Here is an 18,885-nt window from a genome sequence, read left to right as displayed (position 1 = left end):
ATGTTCGCATCTGCCGACCAGGGCGGGCGCAGGCCCACCTCGCGCGCGTTGCGCATCCGCGGCCTCCTCGCCGCGATCGTGTTGCTCGTCGCGGGAACTGTCCTCTATCAGCTCGGAACCGGCGGCTACGCCGACACATTCAAGCTGACGGTGATGGCGGACAAGCTCGGCGAGGGCCTGACCCCCGGTGCGGAAGTGAAGTTCCGGGGGCTGACCATCGGTTCGGTGAAGACGCTGCAGTCGGCCGGCTTCAACAAGCAGAAGATCACCCTCGAACTCGAACCGCGCCAGGCGGCAGCCTTGGCGGCCGACACCACCGCGAACTTCACCTCGTCCAACACCTTCGGCTTGGCCGCCGTCGAATTGGTCAGCAGCGGAACCGGCCCGCGGCTGGGGACGAACCAGACGCTGACGGTCGACACCAATGTGCGTTCGGCGTCCATCACCGGGCTGCTGCGCCAAGGCCAGAAGTTCGGCCGGATCATGGATTCGCCCGATATCGACCACATCATCGCGATCGTGCGTAAGCACGCCGACCTCACCGAGCCGGTCACCCGGTCCTACTTCGATCTGATCAAAATGGTCACCGACTCGCAGAAAGTTCCGGTCTCACAGTCGCTTTCAGTACTCGCGTCACTGGTCAACGGGGTCAGCGACGCGGTTCCGCTGGTCAGCCTGGCCTATGACCTTCTCAACGGGATGGAGTTCCTGGCGCACCCGGACGGCGTGGACCGGATGAACCTGATCATGGACCAGCTGGCGAAGCTGCTGTTCACCACCGACGGGATCTTCGCCAAGCACATCTCGTGGCTCGTCCCGTTGTTCGGCGGCATCATGAGCGTGTTTGTGCCGTACGCGTACATGTACGGAAGCATGTCGCCGGCCTATGACCGAATCTCCGGTCTGCTGGACCGCACCAGCACGGCGTTTCCGATCATCAACGGCAAGGTCCGGTTGAATCTCGAACTGACCCTGGACACCATGCCCGGGCTGGCCGCGGCCTTGCCCGCCGAGGCTCCCGCCCCGGCACCCTCACAAGGTGGTGGCCGGTGAGAAGCGTTACCAAGTCGGTGTTCTGGCTGACAGCGTTCACGGCGGTCGCGGTGGTGTGCACGCTCATCGTGCTGACGGCCCTGCGCAGTCCGGTCACCGGAGCGCTGTCCGGGTACACCGCCACATTCTCGGATGTGTCGGGCCTCTACGTCGGTGACGACGTCCGCATATCCGGGGTGCAGGTCGGCAAGGTGCAAACCATCCGGCTCGACGGGCGGGTGGCGAAGGTCGATTTCACCGCCCAGGCCGACCATCCGGTCTACACCAACACCGTCGCCGCGGTGCGCTATCAGACCCTGATCGGGCAGCGCTACGTGGAACTGGTCCAGCCGGCCAAGCCTGACAACCGGCTGCCGGACGGGGGCACCATTCCCATCGGGCAGACCATCCCGTCGTTCGACGTGGCCAAGCTGTTCAACGGATTTCAGCCCATCTTTCAGACCCTCGACCCCGCGCAGTTCAACTTGCTGGGCGAGAACCTGCTGCGGCTCATTCAGGGAGACGAATCGGGGATCGGCCCGTTCCTTCACGACCTCGACGAAATCTCCACGCTCGCGGTGGACCGCCAGCTTGTCATCACCACCATGATCCGCAATCTCAGCGCGATCTCCCAAGATCTGGGCGGCAAGTCCGGCGAGCTGTTCCAGCTGATCTCCCAGCTCAATGTGGTGCTCGCTCAATTCGGCTCCAAGGCAGAGGAATTCCGTCAGTCGCTGGACAGCGGGCTGCCTGTCCTGCGGAACACCACGCATGTCATGCAGTACTTCGAGCGCACCTTCGACGGCACGACGGGCCCGCTCTATGACCTGAGCAGCCGGATGTGGCCGCAAACCCCGACCATCATCGCGGGCCTCTCCCTCGCGCCATCGTTGATCCAGGGCATGCGGGACTGGCTGGTCGACGAACAGCCGGCCACCCCGACGTTCTCCTGCTCGCGCGGCGAGGTCACGCTCCCGGGGATCGGCGAGGTCTCCTTCGCACAGCAGAACCTGGTGGTGTGCAGGTAATGCAACTCGACAGGCACCTCACCACGTTGCGCGCCACAATCGGTGGGCGCCAAGGCGCGCGGGACGAGCGCGCCACCGCCAACCGCAACCGGCGAAACGGGATCATCGGCGTCCTGGTCATCATCGCCGCGCTCGCCGGCACCGCGATGGCCTACCTGAATCCGGGCGACGAGGCGGGCTACACCGCGCACATGCCCAACTCGGCGGGGCTGCGCGCCGGCGACCAGGTGCGGGTGGCCGGTATCGCGGTTGGAAAGGTCACCAGCGTCCGCCTGGACGGCGCCTTGGTCGAGATGAGGTTCGACGTCGAGAACTCGGTGAAGGTCGGCTCGGACTCCACCCTCGACATCAAGCTACTGACCCCGCTCGGCGGCCACTACGTCGCGCTGGACCCCAAGGGGACGGCTCCGTTGGGCCGCAACGGCATTCCGCCGCAGCGCGTCACCCTGCCGTTCGAGGTCAACGACATCATCCAGGCGGCCACGCCGGTGGTGAAAGAAGTCGACGGCCACGTCATCCACGACACCTTCGCCGAAGTCGCCAACGCGGCCAACCGCTACCCCGACGCGGTGCGCAACCTGCTGCAGTCCGCCGACCGGCTGACCGAATCGATGAGCAGATCCACCGCCGACTTTCATCGCGGCCTGGACTTCGTCAACGACGGGCTGCGAGCCATGACGGCCGGACGCGCACAGCTCATCACCCTGTTCGAGCAGTTCGACATCCTGGGCAAGATGTACACCTCCAAGGCCGTCGACATCGTCGAATTCTTCGCTCTGATCAAGGAATTGACCCGTGTCCTCGACCGGCTGACGATGTGGTACGGCAAAGATGTCATGCCCATCGCCGAGGGAATCGAGGACATCAGCGACACGCTGGCAGCCCACCCGGAACGCTGGGGCATGGCTCTGGACGGTCTCGGGCAGACGCTCAACATCATCGGGCCGATGCTCAGCGGCAACGGTGTCACCTTCGACCAGCACAACCGGTTGGTCCCCGGTCAGGACCTCTGTCTCCCCAACATCATGAAGACCTGTTGACATGGCTCCTGCAGACCTGACGACGGCATCGCGCATCGGCGCGCGGCTGCGGTCGCGGCGTGGAGTCGCCATAGCGGTGGTGATCCTCACCGTACTGGCGGTCGCGGTGGCGGTCAGCGTCACAGTGCTGGCCCCGAAGATCAATCCCACCCGGGCGATGTGCGCCGAATTCACCGACGCGGTGGGTCTCTATCCCGGCAACAAGGTCGCGCTGCTGGGTATCGAGGTCGGCTCGACGACAGCGATCGTCAACAAGCCCGACCATGTCGAGGTGGACTTCACCGTGCCCGCGGACCTGGTCCTGCCTGCCGATGTCGGCGCGGTCACCTACTCGCAATCCATCGTCACCGATCGCCACGTCGAGCTGACCAAGCCCTACACCGGCGGTCCCAAGTTCACCGGTCCGGGCTGCATCAAACTCAAGTCCACCAAGACGCCGATCAGCGTCAGCGAAACGTTCTCCGCCATCGGCAGTCTCACCGATGCGATCCTGGGATCCCAACCGGGCCAGGATCCGTCCAATGCCCCCGGCGTGCAGGCGATCAACGACAGTCTCAGCGCGGCAAGTAATTCACTGCAGGGCACCGGGCCCGGGATCAACAAGACAATGCGCAACCTGCGCACCATGCTCGCCGACCCGTACAAGGCCGATGCCGACTACCGTCAGCTATTCGAGAACGGCGAGATTCTCAGCTCCGACTTCCTCAAGAACTGGGACAGCTTCGCCTCGGTGATCCAAACGCTGCCGGTCACCGCCCAATTGATGGAAGGCCTTTCGGACAATTTCGGTGCCGCGATGGCCAATGTGTCCCACCTGCTGCCGACGCTGATCGAGGCGCTCAACCGGTTCGGCCCGCGGTTCTACGACAAGTTCGACAAGCGGTTCGGTGGGCTGCGCGATCTGTTGAACCGGCACATCCCGGCGATCACCGCGATGATCAACTCCTGGCCGCAGTTCAGCAATTGGCTCGCCGACATCTACGAGCCGGCGTGGGGCACCCACAACGTCACCTACATCCCGCCGCAGGTGTCGATCGCCCCGACGCAGGCCGGCGCCATCTGCCAAGGCCTCACGGAGCGCAACATTCCCGGCGCCGCGGCGGCGTGCGCGTCGGGCACCCCGACCGACCCGGTGACGCTCGGCCTCACCAATCTCGTTCTGGGGGCGGCGCTGCCATGACCCGACCCTCGCTGCGCGCGTTCTGCGCATTGATGTTCACCCTCGCCGTCGGTCTCACTGCGGCCTGTTCGCTGGATCCGACCCGGCTGCCGGTGCCGGGCGCCTACAGTCCGCGGCACTCCTACGACGTCAACATCGAGTTCGCCAGCGTGCTCAATCTGCCGGCACGGGCCAAAGTGGACTCCGGCGGCGTGCAGGTCGGCGTGCTCGACAGCGTCCGGCTCGAGGGGACCACGGCGGTCACCACCGTCGAAATAGCCGGTGACACCAGGCTTCCCGTCGCGACCCGCGCTGAGCTTCGTCAGGCCACCCCGCTCGGCGACATCTACATCGCCCTGTTGCCGCCGGAAGACAAGTCCGGGCCGGTCCTGCGTGACGGCGACACCATTCCGCTGCGCAACACCTCACCGGCCGACAACGTCGAGGACCTCCTGCGGTCGATGTCGAACCTCGTAGCCGGTGGCGCGATCGGCACACTGCAGACCACCGTGGTCAACGTCAACAAAGCGTTCCCGCAAGATCCGCACGAGCTCACCCGCATGCAGCACACGGTCGCCGGGGTGCTCAACGACCTCGCCACCAATCAGGACACCATCGACTCGATGCTCGACGGCATGGAGAACATCACCTCCGGCTTCGCCGCCAACACCCAGGTGTTCAACCGGCTGGTCACCGAAGGCCCGGCGAAACTCCAAGGGCTCTCGGCGGTCACGATGGCCATCCTCAATGTCGTCGGCGCATCGAAGGACGTCGGCAAGCTCGGCGGCGATCTGATCAATCCCATCGCCGGTGATCTCATGCAGATCCTGTCCTACATCACGCCGATGATCCACACGATGGCCACGGTGGACACCACGATCCCGGTGATCGCCGACAAGTTCGTGGCACTGTTGCGCTACAAGCTGCTCGGGTGGTTCCGCGATGGCGGCCCGAAGTACACCATCACCGAACTGCACGCGCCCACCGGGCGCGAAGGGGTGGATCCCGCCGACAAGGCCAACCAGGCCGTCGAGGCGATGCAGACGATGGGGCTGGTGCCATGAAGTTCAGTGCGCGCACCACGCTGGTGATCCTGGTGGTGATGACTCTGGCCGGCGCGGCCTACATGTCGTTCGGCGTGCTCGACATGGGCCCGACCAAACAGGTCACGCGACTCACGTTGCTGCTCAACTCTTCCGGTGGCTTGATGCCCACCTCGGAAGTGACGATGCGCGGTATCAAGGTCGGCCGGGTAACCGCTATTCAGACCACCGCAACCGGACTTGCTGTCTCGATGGACGTCGACCGCAAATACCAGGTCCCTGCCGACAGCGCCATCAGCGTGGAGAACCTGTCGGCGGCCGGTGAACAGTACATCGACTTCCGCCCCACAGTGATCGCGCCGCCCTACTTCGCCGACGGCGCGGTGATCCCGCCAGACCGGGTCGCCCCGATCGTGACCGCCAGCGACCTGCTCACCAGGGCCAATGTTCTTTTCACGGCACTGAACCTCGACCAGATCCACAGCATCATCAACGACATGTCCGCGGCGTTCAAGGGCAACGACGAGACCATCGACTCGCTGGCCGTCACTGCCGGGTTGACCGCGAAGGTCATCCGTGACGACAAGGAACTGTTGAACACGTTGTTCAGCAATGTGTCGACGTTCACCACCAACCTCGGCGATATTCATGCCGGCGAAATCATCAGCGAGACAGGCAAACTACTGCCGAAATCGGTGCCTGCCTTCTTGCAGCTGGTCCACCAGATCGAGATCCTGTCACACACCGGCATCGGTGTGATCGGCCCGCAGGACCCGGCTGGGATCCTGGTCGCCAAGTTCGGCGAATGGCTCGACATGCTCGCCGGCCCGCTGGGTACTTTCGCCACCATCCTGCAGCCCGCGATGGCACCATTACACGACATCAAGATTGACGCCGGGCACTGGCTGGACTTCTGGGAATCGACGTTCAACGACACCGGCGGCGTTCGGGTGCAGCTCAACGTACCCGAGTGGCACCAATGACCAACAGCGAGGACAGCTCTGACATGACCGATACACCTGTCGGCGAGGACGACAAGGTCGACGACGCCGTGAGCGAGCCTCCCGAGGCGGAGGAGTCCTCGGCCGGGCCGCGGAAGGGGTCGCGGGGCCGCAGCTTCTGGGTGGCGATCGTGTTGGCGGTGCTGCTTGTCGGGGGCGGCGCGTTCGGTTTCGTCAAGTACCGCGAGGTGAACGGCGAACTCGCCCAGGCACGTCAGGCGCAGGCCGATCGTGAGGCCGCCGCGCAGCTGGCCCGCGACTACGCGATGAAGTCGCTCACCTACAGCTTCGAAGACCCGGACGCGTTCTTCCGCTCGGTCGAAGACGGTGTGTCACAGCAACTCAAGGACAAGTACGTCAACGCCACAGACCTGCTCAAAGCGGTCATGCTGCAGGCACAGGTCAGCTCCACCGGCGAAGTGCTGGCCACCGACCCGGTTCTCACCCCGGACGGATCGTACGAGGTGGTGGTGTCGGCCCATCAGACGACCCGCAATCTGCAGAACCCGACCCCCAAGGTGTCGATCATCCTGTTGCGGGTCACCGTCACCAAGGTCGGAAACGGCTGGCAGGTCACCGATATCGGACCGAAAACCGGAACCAAGGCACCTGAGGAGCAACAGCTTCCGGGTGCTGCGCCCCCTCCCCCCGCGCCACCGGCCGGCCCTGCACCGGCCGCTCCGGCCCCGGCGAAACCGGCCCCGGCACCGCGTCCGTGAAACGACTGTCGCTCCTGGCCGCCGTCGTGACGGTGGCGGCCGCGAGCGTCGTGTCTCCGCACGCAGCCGCGGACACGTCATTGCCGCCGTGTCCGCAGTCGAACCCGGTGATCACGCCGTCGGGCACGTCTCCGCAAGTCGATTGTGCCTTGCACTCAGGCGATCTCGATTTCGCCGTGAACTACTGGCGGGTGCCGGAGCTGCCGAAGCCCGGGGCGGTCAAAGTCACCGTCACCGACCCGTCGGGCGCAGTCGTGCAGACGATCGACGAACTCCTGGAGCCGTCCACCCCGGGCGGTGTCGGGCTGCAGGACATCGACGGCGACGGGCGTGCGGAACTGATCATCCCGATCTCGCGGAATCTGCTCAACGGCGGCAATCCGAACACCCGGTTCGCGGTGTGGCGCGCCCACGACGACAGCCGGCATTACGAGCGCACCCAGATGGTCGGGCAGGCTGTGTATCCCAGCGGGAACGGCTATCTGGTCAGCAATGGCGGCGGTCCGGCCAGTCGGGACCTGACCTTCTACCTGCCGACCGGCGCCGGTTACACGCTCGTGGTGGTGTTGACCATCGAAGTGCTGGAAGCCGAGCCGGCCACCAATCGGGTGTTGACGGTCAACTGCCGCGCCCACCAGGAGGACGGCCTGCACGCGGTCGATATGAGCATCCGCCAGGCTGAGGACTACTTCTGCAATTCACCTGCCGCCAAAGCGATTTGGCCGGACGCCGAGCGCGTCCAGATCAAGCGCTGGGGTGTGTTCGGTAACTGAGCGCTATCGATTGGTCCACACGGTGATATCGCGGGCCGCTCGACGGTCGGTCGGAGGCAGCGGCTCGGCATCGTCCAACGGGAGTCCGACACGGATCAGGGCTTGCGGATACGTCGCACCGTCGAACACCTCGCATGCCAGCGCAAGTCGGCTTTTGGTGTCGTTCAACGGCTCGGTCAGCGGGCAGCTCGCGAAACCCATCGCGGTGGCCGTCAGCGTCACGAGGCTGAGCGCTTCCCCGGCTCGCAAGCGCATGTCGTCATCATCGCGGCGAGTGCCCAGGACCAGGAGCACTGCGCCATCGGGTGTTTCTCCGGACTGCTCGGCGGCCGTTGGGTACCGAAGCTCGACGGTGCCGTCGCCGATCCGAGTCCACCGCGACGTCGGGACAACCCGCACATCCACATCCAGCCGCCTGGCCCGGATGTACAGCAACTCCAGCGTGCCGGGCGCTATCGGCCGAGAGCCGTATGGGCGGCGGTCGGCGCGGCGCCGCGGTATGGCCGAGGCCAGCTCGCGCCACCCACCCTGAGGCGGCTGCTCGACCACTTCCAGGATCGCCAGATGGCTGGTGTCTGCACGGTCGGGGAACCGCCGGACACTCGGGTGCCAGCCCGCGGCGGCCATCGCGACGACGCAGTGGTCGAGAACCGCCCCGCAGCCGAGGAGGACGTCGCGCCGGTCCGCCGGGGCGTCACCGGCCCGCCGACTCCAGTCCGCGTACAGGTGGACGGCCTCGCTGTCGACCTGCCAGCGCCACGGCTGCAGGTTGCGCAGGGACGGGGCGCGGGCAGCGACGTCCAGCACTGTTTCCAGCGTCGCCGCGTCGGGCAAGGAGCTCACCTGCCGTGTCACCTCCGTCCATCGCGTCGTTCCCGATTATCCTCGGGGCCAAGGCTAGGGCGCGCACCAGTGGCGGACTGCGACCAGTAGGTCCCGGGCCTTGGCCAGATCGCTCGCGAGCCGCTCCGGGGTGGCCGGCCGGTACGGGTCGCCGTTGTCGACCTGCGACGCCACCATGTTGGACCGGATCCGCAGATCGATACCCGGCGGACTGGTCAGGTTGTGCAGCGGGCTCAGCGGCGCGCGAACCTGGGCTGCGACCCACGGCGGCGTCCCCGTCGGTGCGATCTCGTTGAATACCGCTTCCAGCTGGTCTGCCGCGGGCAGCAACAGGGCGCAGTCGTTGTCGCCGGCCGCCGCCGTTGGCGCACCGATCAGGCCGATCAGCACCGTTGTGGCCAGGAGCGGCACACCGAACATTCCTGCACGCATCGGCTCCACCTTCGCATCACGGCTGCGCTCCCGGGATGACTTTACGAATCGCCGTGCGTTCTCCGCAGTCGAAGGGTAATTCCCGAACCGATCAGGAGAGCAAACATGAGTGTGGACAACATTTCCCGAGCCGGCGAGCTGGTTCCGTCGCGCTACGCGGTGCCGGTCGGTGATATCGAGGTGCTGGTGATCAGCGACGGGGTGCTGCCGATTACCGCGTCGACGCTGGCGACCACGACGCCCCCGGCCGAACTGGCGGGTTGGCTGGACGACCAGTTCCTACCCCGCGACGTCGTCGACTGGCCGCTCAACGTCGTAGTGGTGCGTACCGGTGACCGAACGATTCTCGTCGACGCCGGTCTCGGGGTGGAGTTCCCAGACTTTCCGCGGGCCGGGCAGACGGTTGCGCGCCTCGAGGCCGCCGGCATCGACCCCGGCGCAGTGACCGACGTCGTGCTCACCCACCTGCACATGGACCACATCGGCGGACTGCTCACCGAAGGTCTCAAGGCGCGGCTTCGCTCGGACCTGCAGGTGCACGTGGCCAGCCGGGAGGCAGAGTTCTGGGAGAAGCCCGACTTCACCCACACCGTCATGCCGCAACCGATCCCGGATGTGCTGCGCAGGACCGCAACCCGGTTCCTGAACGACTACCGCGGGCAACTGCGGCCGTTCGAGACGGAATACGAAGTGGCGCCGGGCGTGCTCGTCACTCGCACCGGCGGTCACACTCCCGGGCACAGCGTCGTTCGGTTGGAGTCCCGCGGTGAACGGCTGACATTCGCCGGCGACGCGGTGTTCGCACCCGGCTTCGACAATCCGGAGTGGCAGAACGGCTTTGAGCACGATCCGGAGGAAGCCGCCCGCGTCCGGGTGAATCTGCTGCGTGAGGTCGCCGCGACCGGTGAGGCGCTGGTGGCCACTCACCTGCCATTCCCGTCGGTCTGCCATGTGGCGACCGCCGGCGATGTGTTCCGCTGTGTGCCTGCCGTCTGGGACTACTGACGCGTCGCTTACCCGTCCCGCAGCATCAGGGCCGCAAGCGATCCCGCGATGCCGGCCAGCACCAGGATGGTGACCGCGACCGCCGTCCACCCGTACTCATCAAAGGCCACACCGCCCAGCCAGCCGACGGCGCTGGAGCCGCCGTAGTAGAACAGGTTGTAGAGCGACGACGCCTGGGCTTTGCCGACGGGTGCGGCCTGCCCGGTCCACCCCGCGGCGGTGGAATGCGCACCAAAGAACCCGGCCGTGGCCACCACCAACCCGATCAGGATCGCGATCACGTTGGCACTCAACGTGATCGCGACTCCTGTCATCATGATCGCGACCGAGACGAGCAGCACCCGCCTGCGCCCGAAGCGGGCTGCCTCGGCACCGGCGCGCGACGACGCCCACGTTCCGGCCAGGTACGCCAGGAATACCAGGCTCACCACCGACGCAGGCAGTCCGAACGGCGCGGCCGTCAACCGGTAGCCGAGGAAGTTGTAGAGGGCCACGAACCCGCCCATCAACAGAAAGCCCTGTGCGAACAGCACGAGCTGACGCGGTGTGCGCAGGTTCACGGCGAGCCGGTGCGCGAGACTGCCCTCAGGATTGGTGCCGCGGTGCGACGCCGGAGTGAAACCCCGCGGCTCGGGGGCCAATTTGACGAACCCCATCGCCGCCATCCCGCAGATGACCGCGACGGTGAAGACCCCCATGCGCCAACCGGCGAACTCGGCCACCGGGCTCGACACCAAACGTCCGAGCAGACCGCCGATCGTCGTTCCGGCCACGAACGTGCCGGCGGCGCGGGCGGCATGCGCACGGTCGACTTCTTCGGTCAGGTAGGCCACCGCGATTGCCGGCACCCCGCCGACCAACAGTCCCTCGAGGAACCGCCCTGCCATCAGCAGCCCGAACGTCGGGGCGAAGGGCACCAGCATCCCGACCAGCGTGGCACCGGAAACGGACACCGTGATGGCCTTGACCCTGCCGATCCGGTCGGCCAGCGCCGACCAGGGGATCACGCCGATCGCCAAACCGACGGTGGACGCCGAAATGAGAAGTGCGGCATGGGCAGCACCGACGCCGAGGTCCGCGGAGATCAGGGGCAGGACGGCCTGCGGCGAGTACAGCTGCGCGAATGTGGCCACGCCCGCGCAGAACAGCGCCGCCAGCAGTCGCGTGTAGGCGGTCGAGCCTCGGGTGTGCCCCGTCCAGGCGCGTTCCAGGGATTGGTCAATGGTCACTGAGTGCACGGTAGGAACACGCTACTGATGTGTCCAATGCATGATCTGTTCATTACTCATGCTCCAGGCGCATGACGCCAGGTGGGCGACCCCTATGGGCTCAGCCGTCGGCGAGGAAATCTACAAAGCGCTCGCTGGGCGGCGCGAGCGGACGGCTTCGCGCCCAGGCCAATCCGACCTCGCGTTTGGCCCGGCTGTTCGACAAGGGCACATGGACCACCCTCGCCTCGGTACCGTCCCGCGGCACCGGCACCACCGCCACTCCGAACCCCGCCGCGACCAAGCCCTCCATCGTTGGGATCTCGGAGGCCTCGAACACGATCTGTGGATCGATGCCGGCCTCGACCCACAGCTCATCGGTCAACTGCCGCAACCCGAACGGTTTCTCGAGCGCGACGAACGGTTCGTCGGCCGCCACCGACAGGCTGACCCGGCTGCGCATCGCGAGCCGGTGCCCCACAGGAACGGCCAAACACAGTCGCTCGACATAGAGACGGCGCCAGGAGAAGTCCGCCGGGTCCGGCCGGGGTGAGGTGATGGCGATGTCGGACCCGCCGTCGAGAATGCTGCGGGCAATCTCGTGCGCGGCACCCTGAAAAAGGTCGAATTGGACCTTCGGCGCGGTCTCTCGGAAGCGCCGAAGCTGTTCGGGCACATACCAGTTGGCCAGTGAATGCAGGAACGCCAGACGCACCCGGCCGGTGTCGGGATCCCGCAGGGCCGCAATGCGATCCAGAGCCGCCTGCACTTCGGCCAGACTGCGGCGGGCATGCTCGAGCATGATTCGCCCATACTCGTTGAGGTGCAGTCGACGACCGACCCGGTCGAACAGCGGGACACCCGCGTCCTGCTCGAGTCTGCTCAGCGCGCGCGACAGCGTAGGTTGACTGACCCCCAGTTCGGCCGCGGCCTCGGTGACATGTTCGGTCTCGGCCAGCACCACGAACCACTGCAGTTCCTCGAGATGCACGTGAACGACCCTAGGCCGAGCCGACACCGCTCAACAGGGCATCCACCAGAGCCCCGTACCGGCCCGCCGCGTCGTCGCTGCGCACCGGGCTGCTCATGACCTGCAGAAGCAGGGTGCCCATCAGTGCGTTGGCGATGGCGTCGGGGTCGACGTCGGGGCGCACGGCACCGCTGTCCACCGCGCGGCGCACCCTGTCCACGAGCCCGCTGCGCTGCGGAACGCTGAGTTGTTCGTACAGCGCTTCGGTATCACCGGAATTCGCGGCGGCCGCAGCGACGAGCGCACGGATCAGCTTGGCGTTGGCGGGTTCTGCGATGAACTCGCCGTGCTCGATCAGCCAACACTGGAGGTCCGCGCCGAGATCACCGGTGTCGGGCACGTCGAACGAACCGCCACGGCCGTAGGCGTCCAGTACCGCCTCGGCGACCAGCGGCGCCTTCGACGCCCACCGCCGGTAAAGCGTCTTCTTGCCGACCTGCGCGCGCGCCGCGACGCCGTCCATCGAGAGATCGGCGTAGCTGGACTCCATCAGCACCTCGCGCACGGCACCGAGGATCGCCGCGTGCAGCGATGCGTCTCGAGGCCGGCCGGGCGGTTGCGACATGTCGCGAGCTTAACTTCGCCGATTTCCGACAGTCGTGCACCACGGTGCGGTACCTTTCCGACTATTACGACACGTTTCGTGTCGTAATAGTGCAGACCAGTCGCACCCGAGGAGTGCCCGCCGACATGAGCTCACCCGCATTGTCAGTGCCCGCCGATTTCGCCGAGGTGTCGCCGAGCTGGATGACGGACGCCCTGGCCGCCCACTACCCCGGTGCCACGGTCAGCGACGTCGCGATAGACCTTCGCGACGACGGCACCAATCGTCGTGCGCGCCTTCGGTTGTGCTACTCCGAGGGCACGGGACCGACAACCGTCTTCGTCAAGGCCGCCGACCCGGACCACAAGGAGCTCATCCGGATGACCAGCGGCATGTTCCATGAGCCGCGGCTGTTCAGCTCGGGCGTCGCACTCCCGCTGGAGCATCCCGTCGTCTACGCCGCACTCATCGACGAAGATGCCTACGACTTCTGCCTCGTCATGGAGGACCTCACCGCGCGGGGTGCCGATCCCCGGGATTCCCTGCGGCCGCTGACGTTCGAGGAGGCCCGCTCCGGGATGCGCGGGCTCGGGCGCCTGCACGGACGGTACTGGGGAGACCGCGTGCTGCAGGAACCGGCCCTGGGCTGGCTGGAGCCCTTCGAGCCGTTCGACGGGTTGCAGTACGCGCCGCTGCCGAGCGCGCTGGAACAGCTCGACGACAGCACTCCACCCGAGGTGCTGTCGCTGTCGATCGACCAGCTGGTCGAAGGGGTGTGGAAGCCCTACATCCGGACGTTGACCACCTCGCCGCAGACGCTGCTGCACGGCGATCCGCACATCGGCAACACCTACGTCACGCCCGACGGTGAGGTCGGGTTCCTGGACTGGCAGGTCGCCCGTCGCGGCAACTGGTCACTGGATGTCGGGTACTTCCTGCAGGGCGCGCTGACCGTCGAGGACCGGCGCGAGCACGAGCGGGCGCTGCTGGAGGAATACCGCGACGCGCTCGGCCTGCCCGCCGACGAACTGCCCACCTCGGCCGAGGTGTGGCTGCGCTACCGAGCGTCGGTCGCACATGGACTGGCGCTGTGGCTGGCGACAGCCAGCAGCGGCGGCGGGCTCTGGCAGCGCCTCGAAGTTGCCGTCGCCCTGGCCCAGCGCTACGCCAATGCCTATGGCGATCTGGATACTCCGTCGGCGATCGCGGAGATCGCCTCGTAACGTAGTGCGCCACTCAGGACAACGTGACGCGCTCCACCCGGCCCTTGGTGTCCTTGGTCGTGGTGGTGTCGCGGCACTCGCCGAACAGTTCGATGTCGCGGTTAGGGTTGCTGACATTCTGCGGCCCGAAGACGGCCACGACGTTGCCCTTGCTCAACGCGGTGCCGTGGGTGTGGAACTCGGGATCGGACGTCCACCCGGTGTTGCGGAGTTGCTGGACCATCTGGGCGATCTCGGTGTCGGACGCCGCGAATGACGCGGCGGGTGGATAGGCGATGCGCATCTGCCCGCGAAAAGGCGGGTCGCCCTGGTCATTACACGACGCGTGCCAAAACGCCGCCTCGACGACATTGATGTTCAATGTCGTGACGATGTCGTGCGCGGCATCCATGACCTGAGCTTTGGACTGCTCGGGGGTCAGCGGGTTGGAGACTCGGTCAGCATCGGATTGCATGATTCCACATCCTGATAGTGCGGCGGCGACCATCACAGTCACTGCGAGCGGGATTCTCTTGCGCGGCAAGATCACTGGGTTCCGTCCTAGTGGTAGTGGCCTGATGTCGGGGCACGAAACAGTTCGGGATCCGACGGCAGCACACCGATGTCGGTGAGGATGTTGTCGCTGCGATGCGGTGCGGTCATACCGTCGAGGGCAAGGGCGTCGCCGTGGCCGGACACGATGTCGGCCATGCTGAACAAGGACTCGGTGCCACGCTGGAAGTAGTGGCTGTGGTCGTTGATGGTCCAGCCGGGCACTTCGGCTTTGAAGCGCGTCGAGCCGAACCCGTCCACAGCGGGGTCGGTGCCCAGCGCCAGATTCACTCCGGTACCCGGGATGTGCACCTGAGGAAGACCGCCGAGCTGGGTCACCGGGTCGGTCGAGGCGGCGCCGACGAAAACATGCCCACCCGGGGCGAGGTGAAAGTCGGCGGCACTCTTGGCCATATCGGTACCCGGTGAACCGATGAGGATGGCGTCGTTGGTGTGCATTCCGTAGCCCGCTGCGGCGTCGGCCACCGTCGTCGAGCCGTAGGAGTGCCCCATGACGGTCATGTGCGACGGGCCTGGACCGTGAGTGACGTTCAGGCCGTTGACATCCGCGGCGAGCAGCGCGCCGCCCTGGTGCGCCAGCGAGGTCTGTGCGACTTGCGGATCGGTCAGGCTGTTCGGCGCGTCGTAACCCATCCAGGCGACCACGGACGCCGATCGGCTGGGGTCGGCTTTCACGGCTTCGTTGTACAGGTTGGTGGCATCGCTGGCGCTGAGCCAGCCCTCGGTGACGCTGTGACTGGTGCCCGGCACCACCACCGTGGTGTTGGCGGCCTTGTCGGGGTTGCCGATCGCGATCGCCGCGCGGCCCTGACCATCGAACTTCGTCGGCTGATACACCTGAAGGAATGTCTGGGCGCCGGTTGCCAGCTGATCGTCTTCGAGTGCCTGTTCGACTTTGACCGCGTTGGTGTAGCGCGTGACGTCGTCCGGGGTGCAGCCGTAGCGGAATGGGTCGTTGATCACGTCTTGGGCAGAGACCCCGTGCCGGCTGGCGGCTTCCTCGATGTTCTCGATGTCAGTCCGCATGGCAGTCTGGTTCGCCACGTCACGGGCCTCGACGGGAATCCCGTTGAGGTTGCCCATATACGGTGGGTTGTCCCGCAATTCGGCCTGCTGCTGTTCGGGCGTCAGCGAGTCCCACCACTTCTTGACGTCCTCGGGTGGGGTCGACTCCGGCGGTGGCGGCGGGGTGGGCTGCGCGTCCGGGATCGGCAGCGTGCCGTCCGCCATGTTGATCGCCGCGGCCAGTTCGGCGTCAACACCGTTGGCTTCGGCCAGGATTGCGTTCAGCCGGCTCTGGCAGTCAGCGATCTTCGACGCCAGATCCGCGGCCGTGCCCTTGAAGCCCGGACCCTTCACCACCGAGTTGGTGGCAGGGTCGACGTCGAGCCCTTCGCCTCTTGCATCGTCCTTGAGCTCGCGCAGTTCGATCTTCACCTTCTCGATGTCCTGTGCGGCCTTCTGCGCGGCTTGGGCCACCGCAAGCGCTTCGCGGGCATGGGCATCCAGGTCTACCCGCGTCTTGTGTATCGCATCGCGGGCGGCGTCCGCGGACACCCCGCCCCAGGACTCAAACGCCGGCAGCTGTTCGGAGGCGCGCGCCGCGTCGGTCGAGGCTCCGCTGCGCGCGGACGCTGCGTGAAAAACTTCCCGGACGGCTTCGGGATCCCATCGCTCGATGTCTGCGACGCTAAGCGTCACGCGCCTGACCGTTCGGCCGATAGACGTCGGCGAGTTCCTCGGCGTCGCGCTGATCCATCGCAGCGAACGTCATACCACTGACCCGCAGGCCTTCGGCATGCTCGTACAAGCGCGTAGTCAGGGTCGTCGTCACCGTGGACCAGGTGGCAGCTTTCGCCGCCAGGGCGGACTGCGATTGCCCCACCCAGCTGAACAGTGACGACTCGATGGTCTGATCCGCCTGGGTGTGGGTGGCGAACACGTTCTGCGAATGCTGATCCAACACTCCGCCCGAAGTGACCAGCGACTCCGGATCGACCTTCAGCGGCTCGGCCATGGCCCGCCTCCTCGCCCCGTGCAGCAAACTGTCCGAACGGCCAACTTACCACCAAGCAAGCATCGAGCGTGTTCACCCGGCTATATCGCGCAGGCCCTCCGGGGGATCCGTAGCAGCACCGAATGAGCGCAAAAAATGACCAAAGCACGACGACGTCCGGACGATGCGAAAACTGCGCGCCATCTGCGATCACGGCAATTATCATCAAGGGGGTCAGTAACAAGTTCTAGGTCGAGTTTGACATTTATTTCATCAGGGGCAGTGCACATGTCGGGGCGGCACGATGATCGACGGGATGAGTCCCGCCGCCGGAGCGACGCGCGTCCGCCCCAAGCCGGCGACCTGTCCCGGATCGGATGGGTGAGATACTTTTTCGCCGACGACCGCTGGGAGTGGTCCGACGAGGTGGCCCGCATGCATGGCTACGAGCCCGGCACCGTCACCCCGACCACCGAATTGGTGCTCTCCCACAAGCATCCGGACGACCGCGACGAACTGAGCGAGCTGCTGCAGCGCATACGCCGCACCCGTGAGCCGTTCAGCACCCGACACCGTATCCGCGACAAGCACGGACGAATCCACCACGTCGTCGTGGTGGGCAACCAGCTGCGCGACGACGCCGGCGAGATCATCGGCAGTGACGGCTTCTACATCGACATGTCCGGCGACCTCCGCAGCGCTCAGGAGCAGGTGAGCAACGAGGTCGAGGACATCGCCGCCCGTCGCTCGCCCATCGATCAGGCCAAAGGGATGCTGATGATGGTCTACAGCATCAGTGCCGATGCGGCCTTCGACCTACTGCGCTGGCGCTCGCAAGAGACCAATGTGAAGCTGCGCGACCTCGCTCAACAGGTCACTACCGATTTTCAGAGCGTGCCTCACGACGGCGCCATGCCTGCCAGGTCGGTGTACGACGAACTGCTGATGACCGCGCATCTGCGCGTCGGCGGCATCGACTAGCGCAGGCTGTCAGACCGGCAGCAGGTCGTAGGGCGGCGCGCCGACACCGCTGACCATCAGTTGACCGGACGGGACTCGCTCGACGAGTTTCACTGCGACGCTTCGGCTTCCGATGACCAGCTGGGCGGGAGCGCCCGCTGTCACGGCGTCGGGAGCGCCGTATGCGAGACCCTGCCAGTGGTAGCGCCCGTCGATCGGGTTGAGGTGCCCGGCGAGGCGCACCCGGACGGGACAGCGCACGCCGTCCACCTCCAGTTCGGCCTCGCCGTCGAAAATACCGCTGTCGTCGGCCGTCACAGGAAGTTGCTCCGCGTCCACATGCGCCGGCTGATCCGGTTCATCAGCCCGATCTCCTCCAGAAACGCCGCCAGCGGCGCGAATCCGGTTCGCGTGGTGTCGTGGAAATACGGATTGGCGCGGGCCTGCCGTCGGCCTTCATGCCCGTCGAGCCCGACACGGCGGTACACGGCGCGGTTGGTGAACAGGTAGCGGTAGAACGGGCCGCCGGCGCCGTGGATCGTGGCGAGCAGGAAGCGGTTTCGCCGCTTCATGGTCGGGACGTCTCGGCGGGCGCCGTCGCGGGCGAACTGAATGTGGCGCGCTTCCTCGGTGACGTGAATTCGCATGACCCGGCGGACAATTGGCTGGATGTCCGGATCGTCGAGGATCTCCCGCTGCAGTGCGTCGAAGATCTCCTCCCCTACCAGCGCGGCGATCCACAGCACGGTCTTCTGGAACACCAGCGGCAGCAGGTTGATGGTCATCCGCTGGATCCGGCTGGGCTGGAACGGTTTACCGTGGACGGCCGCGATGGCCCGGCCGAACATGACCATGTGGCGGGTCTCGTCGCCGAGTTCGGTGAGCGAGTAGTGGGTGGACGCTGCGGTGACATCGGCGTGCATGAGGCCGCGCAGCAGCGCCTGGTTGAGGATGTTCTCGAACCACACGCCGGCCGAGAGCAGGTTGATGAACTCCTGCCGGGACAGCTCGATCTGCTGTTCGCGGCTCATCTCCTGCCACATCTGGGTGCCGTAGAGCGACACCATGCGGGGCGGGAGAAAGAACGTGTCGGGCACGACGGGGCTGTCCCAGTCGATGTCGACGACGGGGGCGTAGGACTTGCGGGCCGAGCCGTTGAGCAGCCGGGCGGAGAACTCCTCTCGACTCGGTGGCGGTGCCGTCCTGGTCGAAGCAGCCATGTCGAGCCTCCTACATCGCGGTTGAGCCGGTGAGACCGAAGATACATTCTTGGTTTGTTTGTATCAATAGCGTGTGA

General features: G+C 66.1%; 21 protein-coding genes. 11 read left to right on the top strand and 10 right to left on the bottom strand.

Going from position 1 to position 18,885, the window contains the following annotated elements; genetic code table 11:
• Genes G6N32_RS07175 through G6N32_RS07140 form a run of 8 tightly spaced genes read left to right on the top strand, consistent with a single transcriptional unit; the run spans position 1 to position 7,795 of the window.
• Positions 1-1,053: an MlaD family protein gene (locus G6N32_RS07175; protein WP_115316598.1), complete on the top strand. Its 1,053-nt coding sequence runs from the start codon at positions 1-3 to the stop codon at positions 1,051-1,053.
• Positions 1,050-2,060: an MlaD family protein gene (locus G6N32_RS07170; protein WP_115316599.1), complete on the top strand. Its 1,011-nt coding sequence runs from the start codon at positions 1,050-1,052 to the stop codon at positions 2,058-2,060. Before G6N32_RS07175 ends, G6N32_RS07170 begins: the two co-directional genes overlap by 4 nt.
• On the top strand, positions 2,060-3,100 hold the full coding sequence (locus tag G6N32_RS07165) for an MlaD family protein (RefSeq protein WP_115316600.1): 1,041 nt from the start codon (positions 2,060-2,062) through the stop codon (positions 3,098-3,100). The genes G6N32_RS07170 and G6N32_RS07165 overlap by 1 nt, the downstream gene beginning before the upstream one ends.
• A 1-nt stretch (position 3,101) precedes the next feature.
• On the top strand, positions 3,102-4,280 hold the full coding sequence (locus tag G6N32_RS07160) for an MlaD family protein (RefSeq protein WP_232077548.1): 1,179 nt from the start codon (positions 3,102-3,104) through the stop codon (positions 4,278-4,280).
• Complete coding sequence (locus G6N32_RS07155) at positions 4,277-5,323, top strand: MlaD family protein (protein WP_115316601.1); 1,047 nt, start codon at positions 4,277-4,279, stop codon at positions 5,321-5,323. The genes G6N32_RS07160 and G6N32_RS07155 overlap by 4 nt, the downstream gene beginning before the upstream one ends.
• Positions 5,320-6,285 (top strand): MlaD family protein, encoded by a 966-nt coding sequence (locus G6N32_RS07150; RefSeq protein ID WP_115316602.1) that lies wholly within the window; start codon positions 5,320-5,322, stop codon positions 6,283-6,285. Before G6N32_RS07155 ends, G6N32_RS07150 begins: the two co-directional genes overlap by 4 nt.
• Before the next feature lie 23 nt (positions 6,286-6,308).
• Positions 6,309-7,022 carry a hypothetical protein gene (locus G6N32_RS07145; protein WP_147291939.1) on the top strand — a complete coding sequence of 238 codons (714 nt, stop codon included), beginning with the start codon at positions 6,309-6,311 and terminating at the stop codon, positions 7,020-7,022.
• The gene (locus tag G6N32_RS07140; RefSeq protein ID WP_115316604.1) at positions 7,019-7,795 is read left to right on the top strand and encodes a hypothetical protein; all 777 of its coding nucleotides are present in this window, start codon (positions 7,019-7,021) and stop codon (positions 7,793-7,795) included. The genes G6N32_RS07145 and G6N32_RS07140 overlap by 4 nt, the downstream gene beginning before the upstream one ends.
• A gap of 3 nt (positions 7,796-7,798) precedes the next feature.
• Here the strand turns inward: G6N32_RS07140 and G6N32_RS07135 are convergent, their stop codons facing one another.
• Together G6N32_RS07135 and G6N32_RS07130 are read right to left on the bottom strand one after the other, a co-directional pair.
• Positions 7,799-8,638: a nitroreductase gene (locus G6N32_RS07135; protein ID WP_115318763.1), complete on the bottom strand. Its 840-nt coding sequence runs from the start codon at positions 8,636-8,638 to the stop codon at positions 7,799-7,801.
• A 54-nt stretch (positions 8,639-8,692) separates the two neighbouring features.
• Positions 8,693-9,070, bottom strand: coding sequence for a hypothetical protein (locus G6N32_RS07130; protein WP_115318764.1), 378 nt, complete (start codon positions 9,068-9,070; stop codon positions 8,693-8,695).
• Between the two features lie 105 nt (positions 9,071-9,175).
• On the opposite strand from G6N32_RS07130, the gene G6N32_RS07125 reads away from it, so the two are divergent.
• Entirely contained in the window at positions 9,176-10,075 is a 900-nt protein-coding gene (locus tag G6N32_RS07125) for an MBL fold metallo-hydrolase (protein ID WP_115316605.1), read from the top strand.
• Positions 10,076-10,083: 8 nt separating this feature from the next.
• Here the strand turns inward: G6N32_RS07125 and G6N32_RS07120 are convergent, their stop codons facing one another.
• The 3 genes from G6N32_RS07120 to G6N32_RS07110 all read right to left on the bottom strand — a co-directional run bounded on the left by G6N32_RS07120 (position 10,084) and on the right by G6N32_RS07110 (position 12,878).
• On the bottom strand, positions 10,084-11,304 hold the full coding sequence (locus tag G6N32_RS07120) for an MFS transporter (protein WP_115316606.1): 1,221 nt from the start codon (positions 11,302-11,304) through the stop codon (positions 10,084-10,086).
• Between the two features lie 100 nt (positions 11,305-11,404).
• Complete coding sequence (locus G6N32_RS07115) at positions 11,405-12,274, bottom strand: LysR family transcriptional regulator (protein WP_115316607.1); 870 nt, start codon at positions 12,272-12,274, stop codon at positions 11,405-11,407.
• Positions 12,275-12,284: 10 nt separating this feature from the next.
• Positions 12,285-12,878 carry a TetR/AcrR family transcriptional regulator gene (locus G6N32_RS07110; protein ID WP_115316608.1) on the bottom strand — a complete coding sequence of 198 codons (594 nt, stop codon included), beginning with the start codon at positions 12,876-12,878 and terminating at the stop codon, positions 12,285-12,287.
• A 125-nt stretch (positions 12,879-13,003) separates the two neighbouring features.
• Between G6N32_RS07110 and G6N32_RS07105 the strand changes: the two genes are divergently transcribed.
• Entirely contained in the window at positions 13,004-14,080 is a 1,077-nt protein-coding gene (locus G6N32_RS07105) for a phosphotransferase (RefSeq protein ID WP_115318765.1), read from the top strand.
• A 13-nt stretch (positions 14,081-14,093) separates the two neighbouring features.
• Here the strand turns inward: G6N32_RS07105 and G6N32_RS07100 are convergent, their stop codons facing one another.
• From G6N32_RS07100 to G6N32_RS07090, 3 genes are all read right to left on the bottom strand, one after another.
• Positions 14,094-14,534 carry a lipoprotein LppJ family protein gene (locus G6N32_RS07100; RefSeq protein ID WP_115316609.1) on the bottom strand — a complete coding sequence of 147 codons (441 nt, stop codon included), beginning with the start codon at positions 14,532-14,534 and terminating at the stop codon, positions 14,094-14,096.
• Positions 14,535-14,620: 86 nt separating this feature from the next.
• The gene (locus G6N32_RS07095) at positions 14,621-16,333 is read right to left on the bottom strand and encodes an alpha/beta hydrolase (protein WP_232077547.1); all 1,713 of its coding nucleotides are present in this window, start codon (positions 16,331-16,333) and stop codon (positions 14,621-14,623) included.
• Positions 16,323-16,649: a WXG100 family type VII secretion target gene (locus tag G6N32_RS07090; RefSeq protein ID WP_115316610.1), complete on the bottom strand. Its 327-nt coding sequence runs from the start codon at positions 16,647-16,649 to the stop codon at positions 16,323-16,325. The genes G6N32_RS07095 and G6N32_RS07090 overlap by 11 nt, the downstream gene beginning before the upstream one ends.
• 267 nt (positions 16,650-16,916) lie before the next feature.
• On the opposite strand from G6N32_RS07090, the gene G6N32_RS07085 reads away from it, so the two are divergent.
• Positions 16,917-17,609 (top strand): PAS and ANTAR domain-containing protein, encoded by a 693-nt coding sequence (locus G6N32_RS07085; RefSeq protein ID WP_115316611.1) that lies wholly within the window; start codon positions 16,917-16,919, stop codon positions 17,607-17,609.
• 9 nt (positions 17,610-17,618) lie between these two features.
• Here the strand turns inward: G6N32_RS07085 and G6N32_RS07080 are convergent, their stop codons facing one another.
• Positions 17,619-17,906 carry a DUF4873 domain-containing protein gene (locus G6N32_RS07080; RefSeq protein ID WP_115316612.1) on the bottom strand — a complete coding sequence of 96 codons (288 nt, stop codon included), beginning with the start codon at positions 17,904-17,906 and terminating at the stop codon, positions 17,619-17,621.
• Entirely contained in the window at positions 17,903-18,808 is a 906-nt protein-coding gene (locus G6N32_RS07075; RefSeq protein WP_115316613.1) for an AurF N-oxygenase family protein, read from the bottom strand. The genes G6N32_RS07080 and G6N32_RS07075 overlap by 4 nt, the downstream gene beginning before the upstream one ends.
• Positions 18,809-18,885 lie beyond the last annotated feature (77 nt).

It is taken from the genome of Mycolicibacterium aichiense, assembly GCF_010726245.1.
GTDB lineage: Bacteria > Actinomycetota > Actinomycetes > Mycobacteriales > Mycobacteriaceae > Mycobacterium > Mycobacterium aichiense.
Note: the sequence above shows the minus strand (reverse complement) of the source record. Positions and strands in the feature narration are given on the sequence as shown.